This is a genomic window from Winogradskyella sp. A3E31 (genome assembly GCF_046720935.1).
Lineage (GTDB): Bacteria > Bacteroidota > Bacteroidia > Flavobacteriales > Flavobacteriaceae > Winogradskyella.
On the sequence record NZ_JBHNWH010000005.1, the window covers coordinates 159,208 to 174,698 of the forward strand.

Genomic DNA, 15,491 nt, shown 5'->3' on the forward strand with positions numbered 1-15,491 from the left:
GACTTTAATTGCAGAAAAAAGAACAGAAATATTCCGTAAATTTAAAGTCTAACCTAACCGTAATTTATAATGAAAAACCGTATCAAAAAAACATGCAAACTCGCATGTATTCTTTTTTTATCCTTGGCACTTAATGCACAAGACAAAAACAAAAACAAGAAAGAAGATCCTTTTAAAGGGTTAGAACTCCGTAGTATTGGTCCTGCCTTTATGAGTGGACGAATTGCAGATGTTGCTATCCATCCCCACAACGAAAGTATCTGGTATGTGGCTGTTGGTTCTGGCGGTGTTTGGAAAACTGAAAATTCAGGAACCACGTGGACACCCGTTTTTGATGACCAAAGCTCCTACTCTATTGGTACAGTATCCATAGACCCTAACCATCCTGAAACCATTTGGGTCGGTACAGGTGAAGACGTTGGTGGTCGCCATGTCGGCTTTGGCGATGGGGTTTATAAAAGTACTAATGGAGGAACATCATGGACTAATATGGGACTCAAGAATTCTCAGCATGTTTCTAAAATTATCATTCATCCTGAAGATAGTAATGTCGTTTTGGTTGCCGTTGAGGGACCGTTATGGAATAAAGGTGGTGACCGTGGACTCTATAAAACTGTTGATGGTGGCAAAAGTTGGAATAAAACGTTAGGTGACGATGCTTGGACAGGAGTAACGGAACTTGTTTACGACCCACGCGACCCTAACAGAATGTATGCCGCAACTTGGCAAAGACACAGGACGGTTGCAGCCTATTTGGGCGGTGGGCCCGGAACGGCATTGTATCGTAGTGATGATGCTGGTGATACTTGGAATAAATTAAGTAATGGACTACCTGAATCATCAATGGGTAAAATAGGGCTAGATATCTCAAAACATAATCCAGATGTGCTTTATGCAGCCATAGAGCTAGATCGACGAACAGGCGGCTTATATCGTTCTGAAAATGGCGGAGGTTCGTGGGAAAAATTATCCAATACGGTTTCTGGTGGTACAGGACCTCATTATTACCAAGAGCTATTTGCTTCACCACATCAAGAAGGACGTTTGTATCTTATGGATAATACGATGCAAATCTCTGAAGACGGCGGAAAGACCTTTTACCGAATGAATAACAGAAGTAAACACGGGGATAACCATGCTATAGCCTTTAAGAAGAATGACCCTAATTATCTATTGGTTGGAACCGATGGTGGTTTATACGAATCTTTTGATTTAACTAAGTCATGGAAATATATTGAAAACCTGCCAGTTACACAGTTTTATAAATTAGCTGTTGATGATGCAGAACCTTTTTATAATATTTATGGAGGCACACAAGATAACAGTACCGAAGGCGGTCCATCTAGAACTGATAATGTACATGGTATTCAAAATAGTGATTGGCGTGTTGTATTAAATTGGGATGGCCATCAGCCAGCAACGGAGCCTGGAAATCCCAATATCATATATGCTGAACGCCAAGAAGGAACTTTATCGCGAATTGATATCAGTACGGGTGAGGTTATAGATATTCAACCACAAGCTGGAGAGAACGAAGTTCATGAACGTTTTAATTGGGATGCCCCAATTTTAGTGAGCCCACACTCACCTACTACCATTTATTTTGCATCTCAACGCGTTTGGAAATCTGAAAACAGAGGTGACGATTGGGAAGCTATTTCTGGTGACTTAACTAAAAATGAAGAACGCTTAGCTCTACCTATTATGGGAGGTACACAATCCTGGGATAATGCATGGGATGTGTCAGCAATGTCTAATTATAACACTATAACATCCTTAGCAGAATCGCCAAAACAAAAAGGGCTGTTATATGTAGGTACGGATGATGGCTTAATAAATATTAGTGAAAACGATGGTGGCAGTTGGAAGTCCATTAAGGTTGGTGATTTACCAGGTGTACCATCTACTGCATTTGTTAATGATATAAAAGCTGACCTTCATGATGCAAATACGGTTTATGTGGCTTTAGATAATCATAAATATGGTGATTTTAAGCCTTATTTATTAAAAAGCACAAATAAAGGGAATAGCTGGGTGTCTTTGTCTAGCGATATTCCAGAAAAGCATTTGGTATGGCGATTAGTACAGGACCATATCAATCCAAAATTACTATTTATAGGCACTGAATTTGGCCTATTTTTCTCAATTGATGGTGGTGATAATTGGAATGAGCTAAATGGCAATGTTCCTACCATTTCTTTTAGGGACTTAGCGATTCAAAAACGTGAAAATGATTTAGTTGCTGCCTCTTTTGGACGAGGCTTTTATATTCTTGATGATTATTCCTCATTAAGAGAAATGACTGCATCCACTTTAGAACAAAAGGCTAAACTCTTTTCAGTAAGAGATGCATGGTGGTATATTCCGAGATCTCACCTAAGCTTTGATAGTGGCAAAGGAAGTCAAGGAGATTCTCATTTTGTAGCTCCTAATCCTGATTTTGGAGCGGTATTTACCTATTTCTTAAAGGAAGTCCCTAAAACAAAAGAAGAGTTGAGACAATCTAAAGAAAAGTCACTAAAAGGTGATGTTTCTTTTCCTGGGTGGGATGCCTTAGAAGAAGAGCTATTAGATACAAAACCGCACTTGATTTTTGAAGTTTCAAATTCATCAGGTGAAATTGTTAGAAACATAAGAGTGCCTGCAAAGGCTGGTATCAATAGAGCCTCATGGGATTTGAGGTATGCAGATATGAGTCCAATATTATTAGGAAATAATGAAAGTGAAGAACTTAGTGGATTATTAGCACCTCTAGGTGATTATTCTGTGACTATGTACCTAAATCATAATGGCAGTGTAGAAAAACTATCTGAATCGGTGTCATTTACGGTAAAATCTCTGTACAATGGAGCACTAGAAGGGGTAAGTCCAGATTTAGCTTCTAAATTTTGGAGATCTTATGAGGACGCTATGCGCATGTCATCAAAGTTTGATTCAGAAGTATCTAAAGCCACTAAACGAGTCAAAGCCATGGAAGTTGCCTTTTTGAGAAGTACAGCTTCTCCGCAGTCCATTATGACATCAATAGCCCAAGCTAAAAAGAACTTATACAAGTTACAATCTTCATATTATGGTAATACTGCAAAATTTGAAGTGGGTGAAAAAAATCCGCCAACGGTTAATGAAAGAATGTTTGCTATATACAGAGGCTTAGAACGTTCTACTTATGGTCCGACGACAAGCCATAAAGAACAATTGCGAATCATAGAAAAACAATTGAATGCTGCTAATACTAAATTAGAAAATATTAAAGCTCAACTTTCAACTATTGAGAACCAGTTACAAAAGGCTGGAGCCCCTTATATTGAGAATTAAAAATTATTAATTATATTGAATAAAAGGTCTGCCAAATGCAGACCTTTTTTATATATACTGGTGTGTCTTAAAGCACGTTTACAGCTTTGATCCGCGCAGAACTTTAAGCGGTGAGCTTCGCAGTACTGATTGAATATTTCCAAGCCCTATTAAAACAACCAACCCTGCAATTCCAGGTAACAGCACTAAAAATGGCATTAATGAAGGGACAAACTGAACCTCAAATACAAAGACAGCCAATAAGAAACTACCAAATAAGGCCAGTATGATGCCGACTAAGCTGCCAACAATACCTAAGAACAAGTATTCAAGTGCAGATATCTTTAAAATCTGATTGTTTTTAGCACCTAAAGTTCTCAATAAAACACTCTCTTTTATACGCTGATATCTACTATTTCTTACAGAACCAATCAATACAATAATACCAGTAAGGATACTAAAGAAGGCCATAAAATTGATAATCCAAGACACCTTATCTAGTATATCCTCTACAATTGTAAATACCTGTCGTAAGTCTATTATAGTCACGTTAGGAAATTGAGCCACTAAGTTACGCTGCAAGTCCGCTGAACTATTCTCATTAGGAGCGTTTGTGGTCATCACACTAAATTGCGGGGCATCTTCTAGAACACCTTCAGGAAATAGGACTGAAAAATTGAGCTGTAATCTCCCCCAATCTACCCTTCTAATGCTACCAACCACGGTATTCATCAATACCCCTTGGACGTTAAAGACAATACTGTCTCCAACAGTTACCTTAGCATCCTCAGCGACATTGTCTGAAATGGAAATGGGAATGGCATTACCTGCTTCATATTTTGATATCCATTCACCTTCAATAATTTCTTCAGACGCTATTAGAGAATCACGATAGGTGGTTCTGAACTCATGATTTAAAACCCAACCCCTTACTCGAGATGTAGTATCTTGTCTAATGGTATTAACAGTTTTGCCCTTTATGCTTTGCATACGCATAGTAACCAACGGAATATTGTCAATGAGTTCTAAATCTTTAGATAGCACTAATTTTTTTAGATTTTCTCGCTGATCACTCTGCACATCCAAAATGATGAGGTTGGCGCTTGCTTCACTTTGTCCGACATTGGTTTTAGCTAATAAAATGTCTTTAGTAAAATATAACGTGCTGATTAAAAATGTTCCCAAACCAATGGCTAAAATCAAGACCAAAGTCTGATTATTAGGCCTAAAAAGGTTTAACAAACTCTGTCTTGTGGTGAACCCAAAAGATTTTGGAAAATAGGTTTTGATGAGTTTCATGGATAACCATGCAATTGCAGCAAGTATTGAAAAAGTGACCAATACACCAATAACGAACGCAAAGGCAAATATTACATCTTTTATGAGCCACCAAGAAAAAAGGTATAGAAACAAAAGAATAGCAGCAAGTACAAGAAACCTAGCCCTTTTGGATTGTTTAACTGGGCTTCCGCCAACACGGAGAACCTCCAAAGGCGATACATACCACGTTTTTAGTAATGGCAAAACAGCAAAAAGAATGGACATTATGAAACCGAGAACGATCCCCATAACAATAGGTTTCATTGTAATTGTTATAACAACATCAAAGGGTAAAAAGTCTTTTAGTATGTATGGAAAGGCCTCCTGAAGAGCTACTCCTATTGCAGAGCCAATAAGCCCTCCTAAAACCCCTATCCCAGAAATCTGAATAAGAAATATTAAAAAACTTTGTTTTCTCGTTGCTCCCATGCATTTTAATATGGCAACGGATTTCAGCTTTTCTTTTATATAAATATGAACAGAACTTGCAATCCCAATACACCCAAGTAATAGAGCAATAAAGGCGACCAAATTTAAAAAGCGTCCTACATTTTCATAGCGTCTTCCGAGTCGTCTACTTGTGCTCGTATGTGTGTCTAAATCAATATTTTCTGCATCAAATTGAGGCTCTAACTGGTCTTCTAGTCGCTCTAAATTCAACGTGTCCGAAGCTTTAAAAAAGTATTGATACTCTTTTCTGCTTCCAAATTGAAGCAACTCTGTTTTATCAATAAAACGATTAGGGATAATTACTGGTGGTGCTACAGATGTAGAAATTGCAGAACTCCCTGGCATTGAATTTAAGGCTCCTGAAATGGGTAGGGTTAATTCTCCCACTTTGATGGAATCACCTGGTTTTATATCAAATTGTAATAAAAGGGTCGCATCAACTAATGCTCCACCCTCATTTTGATAGTTAGTCCCAGCAGTTTCTGGCTGCGTTTTCATAGCGCCATAAAATGGAAATGGCCCTTGAATTCCTCTAACACGCACCAATTTAGTACCACCATTCTTAGGAAAGGCGACCATCGACACAAAATTTACTTCGGAAGCATCAGGCTTTAAAGAGTCTATTAGCTCTAGAGCTCTTTCGTTGGGCTCTTGCCGACTGTCTATAATATAATCAGCACCCATCAATGATTTTGACTGTTGCTGAATGTTGTCCCTTAAATTATCACGAAATAATTGAATAGAAACTAAAGCTGCAATACCTAATATTATGGAAGCCATAAATAAAACCAAGCGGCCTCTACTCGCCTTAGCATCCCTCCAAGCCATTTTAAACAGCCAGGAAATAGGTTGTTTTGTTTTTAACTGATCTCTCAATGGACTTGAGTCATTTGGTTAGACACTATTTCACCACCCTTAAGCTGAAGAATTTGTTGCGTTTTATTGGCTAGATCTAAATCGTGAGAAATAATAACCATTGTTGTACCAGCATCTTTATTAAGGTCGAACAATAATTGTGTTACTGTTTCCCCTGTTTTGGCATCTAAATTTCCTGTTGGTTCATCTGCAAACAGAATAGATGGTCTATTTGAAAATGCTCTAGCTAATGCAACGCGTTGTTGTTCTCCACCAGATAGTTGAGATGGATAATGATGGTAACGGTCCGTAAGCCCAACTTTATCCAATAATTCCTTACCGCGCTGAATACTGTCTTTTGCGGCTTGTAATTCTAGGGGCACACAAACATTTTCTAATGCTGTAAGAGTTGGTAGTAGCTGAAAATCCTGAAAAATAAATCCTACTTCTTTGTTTCGTAACTGTGCGCGTTCATCTTGGTTTAAAGTATTTAAATCATAACCACAGAGTTCAACGTTACCGACATTAGGATTATCTAACCCAGCACAAAGACCCAATAAGGTCGTTTTTCCACTTCCTGATGGTCCTACTATAGAAAAGGTCTGTCCTTGATCTACCTCGAACGAAATATTTTTTAAAACTGTTAATTGTTTAGAACCGCTAGTATATGTCTTTTCTAGCCCATCAATCTTTAATATCTTTGACATGCAATCACAAATTTATTCTACTATTTATGTACACGGCTCAAAATAAACAAATGGTTTTAATTCATCAGTATTATGCTGTGCGGAAATTCTTAAAGTTTTGTTATTTTATTTCAGTTCTCTTTTTCTTCTCTTGTGGTAATGGCGCAAAAAATGAAAACAATAAAGAAGACATCATTGCAACCGAATCAGAGGAAGTATCCACGAGTACAACTGATACCGATAAAATAATTCTCTGCTTTGGAGATAGCATCACTGCTGGCTTTGGACTTGATGACACCAATAATGCCTATCCTGCCTTATTACAATCTAAAATTGACTCGCTTGGCTTGGACTATACCGTTATTAATTCAGGATTAAGTGGCGAGACATCTGCAGGTGGTCGTAGTAGGGTGAATTGGGTTTTAAATCAGGAGGTAGATATTTTTTTGCTAGAATTAGGTGCTAATGATGGTTTAAGGGGTGTTCCTTTATCTGAAACCAGAGCTAACCTTCAAGCAATTATCGATATGGTTCGTGAGAGAAACCCAAGTACAAAAATAATTTTAGCAGGCATGCAGTTACCCCCAAATATGGGTGAAGCATACACTACTGAGTTTAAAGATATCTTTTCAGAATTAGCAGAAAAAAACAATACAGACTATATCCCCTTTATTTTAGAAGATGTTGGTGGTATAGCAGAACTCAATCAAGGAGATGGAATTCACCCTAATATTGAAGGTCACAAAATTGTAGCAGAAAATGTTTGGACGATTTTAAAACCAATGTTGTAGACCTAATTACTACAGAAATCAGTCTGTACGTAAACCTCCTTTAGTTTTTGCCAAATTTTATGGGAACGCTCTTGAGGCGAACACCAGATAATCAATACTGATTGCTTTAGTCTTGGGCACCAAAACTGCTTAGCTTCAAAATTTAGCTGTATCACTTTCCCCGTATAAAAACCATCGAATAGTTTCATAGATCCTGTATAAGATAATTCCGTGTCAGTTTCTAATAGCGAAACTTCAGGATCCGGAAATTTCGTTGCCCAATGATTAGGTTTCATAAGACCATCAAAATAACCTTTAATGTTAACGCCAACATCTTTTGAAGAAAGAGGCTCATCCATATCTACTTTCCAAGCCATGACCAAAGACCAAAAGGTATCACTTTCAGGCTTAGACCAATTGGGAGCAAAACGAAGTTCTTCAAAACCGCTCAAAGTTACTTTTGGTGCCCAATCAATTGGAAAAGGAATAATTTCCTTACCCCAAGTACTATCAGCCACTAAAATATGCAGCCCCTTATCTTCCTGACCTACTGCCATAAAACCATTGAGCAATTGTAGTATAATTATGTAATAGCTAAATTTCATATAGATAATTTTAGGTAAAAGTAGAGTACCAATTGATTATTGGTTATAAAAAAATGCAAAAAGAATGTCAAACTTAATACAGGATAAGTTTGACATATAAAAAAACCACCGGCTTATAAGACGGTGGTTTAAAATTTTAAAATTCAAATCCTACTTCATTGCATAGCTAACATCCAATACAATATTGCGGTGTGCTTCGAGAATATCACCATTTAATTCGGGAATAAGAATCCCAGTATAATGTTTCTTTTTTAATCTTTTAAGGCAACGCTTTGTCATTAAAGGATCGTCTGCAAAAACATAAGGATCGTAATCATAAGCCAGAGTACCTGGAGCTTTTACGACCATATTAATGGTTTTCATACCCAATCGTTTTGGATACGTCATTGGTATGTATGCTGACCCAGGAACAAATGTATAGAACGTGTAATTACCGTTGGCATCAGTTTTTATTGCGGTACGGTGTTTAATTTTATCGTTTTCTTCGTAAATATATTCTCCATCTGCATTGGCCTGATCTATATAAATAATAACGTCCTTTGCTGGAGTAACACCATCACTTTTAAAAACAGTTCCTGTAATCTTAAGTTTTTGATCTTGGGAATCATAATCAGTTATAGTCGCTTCAGAATCTAATTGATCTAAGGCAAACTCACTTGTGGGACTGATTTCAACATTTTGGGCACTTAAAGCAACTGCACTTAAAATGCAGGCGACTAAGACTAGAAGTTTTAAAGTTTTCATAATAGGGGCTTATTTAATGAGATAAATTTATCCCATAAACACAGTTACCCCTAAAAAATCATATAAAGCATATACAAAATCCGATAAAAAGAATGCTTTTCGATATACGGTATAAATTTATGGATATCATGTAGTTGAGAAATTGTGCACTATTTTAAACGTGATTAATAAATAATGTTAAAGCTCTTCTTCTGAGGGTTCAACCTGTCCAGAATATCGAATGGTACGCCTAGAACTACTATTAACAATAAGGTTAGAACTCAAACCAGGTGTTAATGTTAGATAGACCTGAAAGCTTTCATTGCTACTTTTTGCATCAAACTTAATAAGGTAATTACTACCCTTAATTTCTTCAACTGAAAAATTTTCCATCAACCCTTTGAGTTGGATAGCACTATCCTTACCTCCGTACTGTACATTCATTTGGCGTTCTCCAAAATATGGTAAATAAGAAGAAACACTATCCCCTTTTATTTCTAGAAAATTACTATTGCCAATAAGATTTATTCTATTTGCTGAACCGTTTTGAGGTAAAAGTAAGGTATTCATCACCTGCTGAACAGCAAATGTAGTTTGTGGAAAAGCCCAATCTGATTCTATACGAAAGTCTTGTGACTCTACTAATTCCTTTAAGTTTTCAATGTCTTGAGGTGATGCTTTAGACTTTGACGAGGCACAGCTACAAAGCAAAAGACTTATACATACGAGAAAATAAATATATGTTTTCATGAGTTTTTATTTATTGTTTTTTAACGGCCACATGCAGTTCGCTATTAATCATTCCCTTGATTGATAGGCTTTTAACATGCTCGTTTCATAGCTTTAATTTTTATTACCAAGTTACAAAAATTGGAGGCAACTACAGTGACATTTAACTCATTGATAAGACCATTTCACTCATTTAATAAGCCATTATTCAATCTATTATAAATGTAAAAGGAATTAAGCACTTATCTCAATGATTAGAGTTAACGATTTCCATACGATATTCTATATTGAAATTAAACGTAGTATTAATTCAAAACACACATACAGACATGCCATTTTTAACACACGAAACAGAAACTCAAAACGTAGATATTTTTTTTGAAGATCACGGTCATGGTCAACCCGTAATTTTAATACATGGTTGGCCTTTAAGCCATCAAGCTTGGGAGCAGCAGACTTGGGCAATTGTAGAAGCCGGATATCGCTGTATCGCTTACGACAGAAGAGGTTTTGGAAACTCATCAGCTCCTTGGAGATCTTATGACTACTCCACTTTAGCTTCAGATTTAAATGCCATAATCAGCCAATTAGAGCTTAAAGATGTAACTATCGTTGGGTTTTCGATGGGTGGCGGTGAGGTTGTTCGGTATTGCACAGATTTTGGAACATCTAACATATCTAAAGTTGCGTTGGTAAGTTCTATAATTCCGTTGGTTGCTCAAAAAGATGATAATCCAGATGGTGTTCCTCAGGAAAATTTAGAGGAAATTATTAAAGCATTACAAAATGATCGCGTTGGTTTCTTAAAAAAGTTCCATAAAAACTTTTATAACTATACCGAAGACAATGAAACGGTAAGTAAAGCGCAATTGGATTATGATTTTTCAATCGCTTCTCATGCGTCACCAAATGCAACCATACAGGCAGCATTGGCATGGGCCAAAACGGATTTTAGAGCAGAATTAAAAAATGTTGACGTCCCTACTTTAGTGGTACATGGTGATGCCGACAATATTGTGCCAAAAGCTACTTCTGGTGATCAAGCCGCAAAAGGTATCAGTAATTCTACCTATAAAATTATCAAGGATGGTCCTCATGGATTGAACCTTACACACAAAGACAAATTGAATTCAATTTTATTGGATTTTTTGAAATCCTAGTACAAAAATTATAATCATAAAAATAAACGGCAGCCATTTTTGGCTGTCCTTTATGTTTGTTCTGAATCTACAAAATACATTTTGAGTTTACCTCGGTTTTTAACTTCTAATTCTCCTCGGTAGGTACAATTGAACTCAGGTTTTATAATACTATAGGTATTCTCCGAAATATTTATTTTTCCTGGCTCAGAATTAGATTCCATCCTAGAGGCAATATTTACGGCATCACCCCAAATATCATAGGCAAACTTTTTGCTGCCAACAACACCTGCAACAACCGGTCCTGTATTGATGCCTATTCGGATATCAAACGTAGCTGATGTAGCTTCATTTGCTTTTGAAGCATTTACGAATTCTGCCATTTCAAAGGCAGCTTTTGTCATTTTAACTGCATGGTCTTCAGTTTCAAAAGGTAAGCCTCCTGCAACCATATAAGCATCACCAACTGTTTTTATTTTTTCCAGACCGTATTTCTCTACTATATCGTCGAACGCAGAAAAATAATAATCAACGGTGCTCACCAATTCTTCGGGCTCTAAATTTTCAGCATAATGGGTAAAGCCCTTAAAATCTGAAAATAAAACCGTTACCGATTCAAACTTTTTAGCCTCTACTGTACCCTTTTCTTTTAATTCTTGTGCTGTCTCTTCTGGCAATATATTTAGCAACAGATGATCTGAGCGTTCTTTCTCAGTTGAAATGATTTTATTGGTTTTCTTTATAAAGTTATTTCTTCGGTATAAACCAAAAGCAAAAATGCCAATAAAGAGCGTTGCACCTGCCGTTGAATACATAATGATACGGTTGGTTTTTTGTTTTTGAGTCAACAATTGATTTTCTGTTTGTTGTCGCTGCGTCACTTCATTTGCAATTTTTTGTACTTCTTCGATATTCCTTACACTATCTCTATAGATTATATATTCTTGATAATGGTTTAATGCTTTATTTAGATTGCCAGAGATTTTGTGCAACTCATATAATTTAAGATTTGCATCACTAATTTGTTCCTTTAGTCCATAGTTCTTTGCTAATTCAAGGCTTCGTTCAGCATATTTATAGGCTTCTTCATTATTCCCTTTATCGACATATATAGCGGCCAAATAGGTTAGGTAAACTGATACTGGATAATAATCTTCTAAACCTTCTAATATGTGAATGGCTTTGTTGATATTTTCCTCAGCAAGTTCATCTTTATCTTGTTCTGCATAAACTAAGCCTATATTACCTAGATTGTATGCTTTACCTAATTGAAAATCTATTTGTTCGCAAATAATTGAAGACTCTTCAAAATATTTTAGGGACTCATCATATTTGCCATTATTAAATAGCCAATCCCCTTTATTTAAAAGTGCAGATGCCAAATTATCATGGTCTTCAGCTTCTCTCAATAATTCTATACCGCGTATATAATACATTTCGGCATTCTCATTATTTTCCATTAGTGCATAGGTATCGGCTAACGAAATTTGTAAATATGCAATTGAACGCCGATCTCTCATTTGTTCTGCATAATCAAGACTGCTTAAATAAGCCTTAATGGCTTTAGAATTATCTCCTTTAAATAAATAGGCGTTACCCTTAGCTAAATACCCGTTTCGAAAGGCATATAGTGACGAATCTTTAGGGGAAACACTAGCTGCTATTTTTATTAAAATATTTGCATAATATAAAGAAGAATCTGGATTCGTTTCTAATTCTGAAATACGTGATAAGATTCTAAACTCTGTTAAATTATAATCTCCTGATTTATATAAAATTTTAATACTATCAGCTCTCCGCTGATCTTGACCATAAGACTTATGAAACCCAAAAAAAAAGAGACCTATTATACAATAGGTCTTAATATTAATTAGCATAAATATTTATTTTGCACCTTCTTTCATTCTAATTTTAGGATCAATGGTATAAGGATTAGATGTGTTGTTGTTTATGGTAAATGAGACATTATAATTTTCATCACCTGACACATATACGCTTCTAGCAATAGCAGTAACTTGACCATTGTTAGGGTTACCGATTGACTGCAGAATATCAGATCCCCCATCAGTAGTTTTTTGGGAAACCGATGTTATTTGTACTGTATCAGTTCCATTTTCAGATTGACCGATCCACGAAATTTGGGCACCTACATTTACACTCGAGTAATATACATTTGGATTTCCCGGATTTTCTGCAGGATCTCCTTGATTATCACTAAACGTAACTTTGCTGTTCTTGTTGTTTTGATTAATCGTAGCAGTATTTACTAATAATGTTACAACAGTGTTTGTTGGATTAGGCATAATATAAAGTTTAATTGGTTACAAATTAAATAATGCTATTAATTATCTATAGGGTAACCTTAACGCAAATGGTGAAGAGTAAACTTAGGGAAGTGATTGATAATCATAAATATACGCTATTATTTTGAATGTACACCTAATAAATCTTGAAAAATTATTACCTACACATCCAATTGAGCATCCTAAACGTATAACTCAAGATTTAACAAATACTAAACAATAATTTAGGAACGAATGTCGTTTATTTGCCAATCATCAGAAAAAAGTTACCGTTCATCAGTCATCATTAATTAAGAATGAAATATTTTATTGCTGTGGTTTGTATTCTAGTTTCTACAAGCCAATTGTTTTCACAGTCTCAAGAGACTAAAGATTCCATAAAAATTGAATTGAAGGCAACTTCAATTAAAGGTAAGGAAATTGGCCCTTTGGTCATTCCTGTCAAAGAAAAAGATACCTCTGTGGATATTACTTCCGAATATTGGGATACCACAGTTTTTAATCCTTATAAGGAAGCTCTAGTAAAATACCCTATCAAAATAGAATTTAATGATTCCGTTTATGTTTCTCCAATAACCCGCAAAAAAGTGATTACTTCTCGTTATGGCTGGCGCAGAGGGCGTCCTCATAAAGGTATTGACATTGATTTAATTACTGGGGATAGCGTGGTTTCCATGCTCGATGGTATTGTGCGTTTTGCAAAGTATAGTTATGGACATGGCAATACCGTAGTTGTTAGGCATTACAACGGTTTAGAGACAGTGTATGCGCATTTGTCAAAAATAAAAGTAAAGCCTAATGATTCCGTTAAGGCTGGTGATTTATTGGGCAAAGGAGGCAATACAGGACGTTCTACAGGTAGCCATTTGCACTTGGTTGCTAATTACAAGGGCAATTTTATCCATCCAGAATATTTGTTCGATTTCTCAGAAGATAATGGCATCAGAGCAAGTGAAATTTGGATCACTAGAAAGCACACCAATCCACAATTACACAGTGCCTATAGATTAAGCAAGTTTGATATTTTGGATAATGAGGAATTGGCATTAGCCAACTTGTTGCCTAAGCTGACGTATTATACGGTTAAGCCTGGAGACACACTTTCAAGAATTTCTAGACGAAATAATGTGTCTATAGCAGCACTTTGCAAGACTAATAAAATTAGCAGGTCTTCAGTCATTAAAGTGGGTCAAAAAATTCTAATAGAACACCTTTAGATTACTTTCTCAAGATCGGAATGTAAAAATCCTCTTCAGAATCGGGATGATTGTTTTTATACGTTTTGCCCATAATTTGAAAATGAGGCCGAGTAGCGTCTAGCTTATATTCAGAATGCGGTAGCCAATCTTTCATAATAAACGTCATTAAGCCCTGCACATCTGTGCCTTTTAGAAGAAATACAGCATACACCCCTTCTGGAATATTGAATGGCGTCATACCATCTGGAAAAGCATTTTCCTCCTTTACTTCAGTTAATGCCCACATATCAAATAAATCTGTCGGATTATTTGGATCGGAATTGCTAAAATCTTGAAGTGCTATTAACTCTTGACTCTTTCTGCCTTCAATTTTATGCAGTTGTGGCATAAATTCTTGCCAAAGACTTTTTATGTGTTCTGGAGCCATTGACATTGTCTTCTTTAACCCAACAGAATGTCTCATTTTTAGCTCAACAATTTTTGGCGATATCATACTCTATTTTTAATGCGCCTAAATTAAATTATTATTTGCTCATTTGCTATCTAGCTACTAAACTTCTATTAATTTCTTGGGTACGGTATCATTTCTTCGTAAATTAGAAGAACTAAAATAAAAACTATGGGAACTGTTATATTTGAATATAAAGATGTCAAAGCCAGTGAACGTTTAGAAGCGTTTGCTGAAAAAAAATTGAATAAGATTTTTGATAGATATGAGTTTGTTATTAGAGCTGATGTCTTTTTTAAGACGGAAAACACTTCTAATGACGAAACAGGCAAGAAATGTGGTATAAGATTAAGTGCACCTGGTCCACGCTTGTTTTCTGAATCTTCAAAAAATACGTTTGAAGAGTCTGTGGACGTGACAGTGACAGAGCTGCTAAGACAACTTGAAAAACGCAAGCAAAAAATGAAAACATACTAAAAATGGGAGTGATGAGCCGACATCAAAATCAGGTTAATTTAATATTTGCAGGGTCTTCAAACCTAGGTAAACAATTGAAGGCGTATTTAGAATCCTTAAAAAAGTCTTCTATTGCTATTGATGTTGAGAAAACAATGCCCTCACAGACGGTTTGGGCAGAATTGGCTCAAACATTAAGTACAAGTGTAAAATCTTTTATAGATGAAACTACAGTTGAAGAAATAGATGATGTTTCTGACTATTCTGAAAAAGATTGGATAAAGGTTATCGAAAAAAATCCTTCAAGCTTTAAAGGTGCAATTATAACCAACGGTAATATTACTGAGCATGTTTTTTCTACGACTGCTCTATTTAAGCATATGGATGTAGATTCAGCAGGATTAAACAAAACGTTTCATACTGAAGACCCTACAACAAAGAAAACTTCTGACAACGACAATTTTATTTCTTAGATAAGTACATCTAAACATTTTAACACCAAAAGATTCCCTAA

Annotated in this window: 14 protein-coding genes; 6 read left to right on the plus strand and 8 right to left on the minus strand. The window is 35.9% G+C overall.

Features of this window, described 5'->3' with window-relative positions:
• Window positions 1-69: 69 nt before the first annotated feature.
• A complete protein-coding gene (locus ACFEMA_RS07885; protein ID WP_411767562.1) occupies window positions 70-3,315 on the plus strand; it encodes a WD40/YVTN/BNR-like repeat-containing protein in 3,246 nt (1,081 codons plus the stop codon).
• A 78-nt stretch (window positions 3,316-3,393) separates the two neighbouring features.
• Here the strand turns inward: ACFEMA_RS07885 and ACFEMA_RS07890 are convergent, their stop codons facing one another.
• Both ACFEMA_RS07890 and ACFEMA_RS07895 read right to left on the minus strand, forming a co-directional pair.
• Window positions 3,394-5,892, minus strand: coding sequence for an ABC transporter permease (locus tag ACFEMA_RS07890; protein ID WP_411767691.1), 2,499 nt, complete (start codon window positions 5,890-5,892; stop codon window positions 3,394-3,396).
• 44 nt (window positions 5,893-5,936) lie between these two features.
• Window positions 5,937-6,626 (minus strand): ABC transporter ATP-binding protein, encoded by a 690-nt coding sequence (locus ACFEMA_RS07895; RefSeq protein WP_411767563.1) that lies wholly within the window; start codon window positions 6,624-6,626, stop codon window positions 5,937-5,939.
• Between the two features lie 50 nt (window positions 6,627-6,676).
• Between ACFEMA_RS07895 and ACFEMA_RS07900 the strand changes: the two genes are divergently transcribed.
• A complete protein-coding gene (locus tag ACFEMA_RS07900; RefSeq protein WP_411767565.1) occupies window positions 6,677-7,396 on the plus strand; it encodes an arylesterase in 720 nt (239 codons plus the stop codon).
• A 2-nt stretch (window positions 7,397-7,398) separates the two neighbouring features.
• Here ACFEMA_RS07900 and ACFEMA_RS07905 read toward each other — a convergent pair whose 3' ends face one another.
• The 3 genes from ACFEMA_RS07905 to ACFEMA_RS07915 form a co-directional block, all read right to left on the minus strand.
• Window positions 7,399-7,980: a hypothetical protein gene (locus tag ACFEMA_RS07905; RefSeq protein ID WP_411767568.1), complete on the minus strand. Its 582-nt coding sequence runs from the start codon at window positions 7,978-7,980 to the stop codon at window positions 7,399-7,401.
• Between the two features lie 150 nt (window positions 7,981-8,130).
• Entirely contained in the window at window positions 8,131-8,724 is a 594-nt protein-coding gene (locus tag ACFEMA_RS07910) for a hypothetical protein (protein WP_411767570.1), read from the minus strand.
• A gap of 177 nt (window positions 8,725-8,901) precedes the next feature.
• Complete coding sequence (locus ACFEMA_RS07915) at window positions 8,902-9,453, minus strand: DUF4251 domain-containing protein (protein WP_411767572.1); 552 nt, start codon at window positions 9,451-9,453, stop codon at window positions 8,902-8,904.
• 308 nt (window positions 9,454-9,761) lie between these two features.
• On the opposite strand from ACFEMA_RS07915, the gene ACFEMA_RS07920 reads away from it, so the two are divergent.
• Window positions 9,762-10,592 (plus strand): alpha/beta fold hydrolase, encoded by an 831-nt coding sequence (locus tag ACFEMA_RS07920; protein ID WP_411767574.1) that lies wholly within the window; start codon window positions 9,762-9,764, stop codon window positions 10,590-10,592.
• Window positions 10,593-10,642: 50 nt separating this feature from the next.
• On the opposite strand, the gene ACFEMA_RS07925 is transcribed toward ACFEMA_RS07920, so the two are convergent.
• Both ACFEMA_RS07925 and ACFEMA_RS07930 read right to left on the minus strand, forming a co-directional pair.
• Window positions 10,643-12,448: an adenylate/guanylate cyclase domain-containing protein gene (locus ACFEMA_RS07925; RefSeq protein WP_411767576.1), complete on the minus strand. Its 1,806-nt coding sequence runs from the start codon at window positions 12,446-12,448 to the stop codon at window positions 10,643-10,645.
• Between the two features lie 6 nt (window positions 12,449-12,454).
• Window positions 12,455-12,874 carry a hypothetical protein gene (locus ACFEMA_RS07930; protein ID WP_411767578.1) on the minus strand — a complete coding sequence of 140 codons (420 nt, stop codon included), beginning with the start codon at window positions 12,872-12,874 and terminating at the stop codon, window positions 12,455-12,457.
• 296 nt (window positions 12,875-13,170) lie between these two features.
• Between ACFEMA_RS07930 and ACFEMA_RS07935 the strand changes: the two genes are divergently transcribed.
• Window positions 13,171-14,091 (plus strand): peptidoglycan DD-metalloendopeptidase family protein, encoded by a 921-nt coding sequence (locus ACFEMA_RS07935; protein WP_411767580.1) that lies wholly within the window; start codon window positions 13,171-13,173, stop codon window positions 14,089-14,091.
• 1 nt (window position 14,092) lies between these two features.
• On the opposite strand, the gene ACFEMA_RS07940 is transcribed toward ACFEMA_RS07935, so the two are convergent.
• Window positions 14,093-14,566 (minus strand): GyrI-like domain-containing protein, encoded by a 474-nt coding sequence (locus ACFEMA_RS07940; protein WP_411767581.1) that lies wholly within the window; start codon window positions 14,564-14,566, stop codon window positions 14,093-14,095.
• Between the two features lie 126 nt (window positions 14,567-14,692).
• Here ACFEMA_RS07940 and ACFEMA_RS07945 point away from each other — a divergent pair, with 126 nt between their 5' ends.
• Window positions 14,693-14,998 carry an HPF/RaiA family ribosome-associated protein gene (locus tag ACFEMA_RS07945; protein ID WP_411767583.1) on the plus strand — a complete coding sequence of 102 codons (306 nt, stop codon included), beginning with the start codon at window positions 14,693-14,695 and terminating at the stop codon, window positions 14,996-14,998.
• 11 nt (window positions 14,999-15,009) lie between these two features.
• Window positions 15,010-15,450 (plus strand): hypothetical protein, encoded by a 441-nt coding sequence (locus tag ACFEMA_RS07950; protein WP_411767585.1) that lies wholly within the window; start codon window positions 15,010-15,012, stop codon window positions 15,448-15,450.
• The last annotated feature ends 41 nt before the right edge of the window (window positions 15,451-15,491 follow it).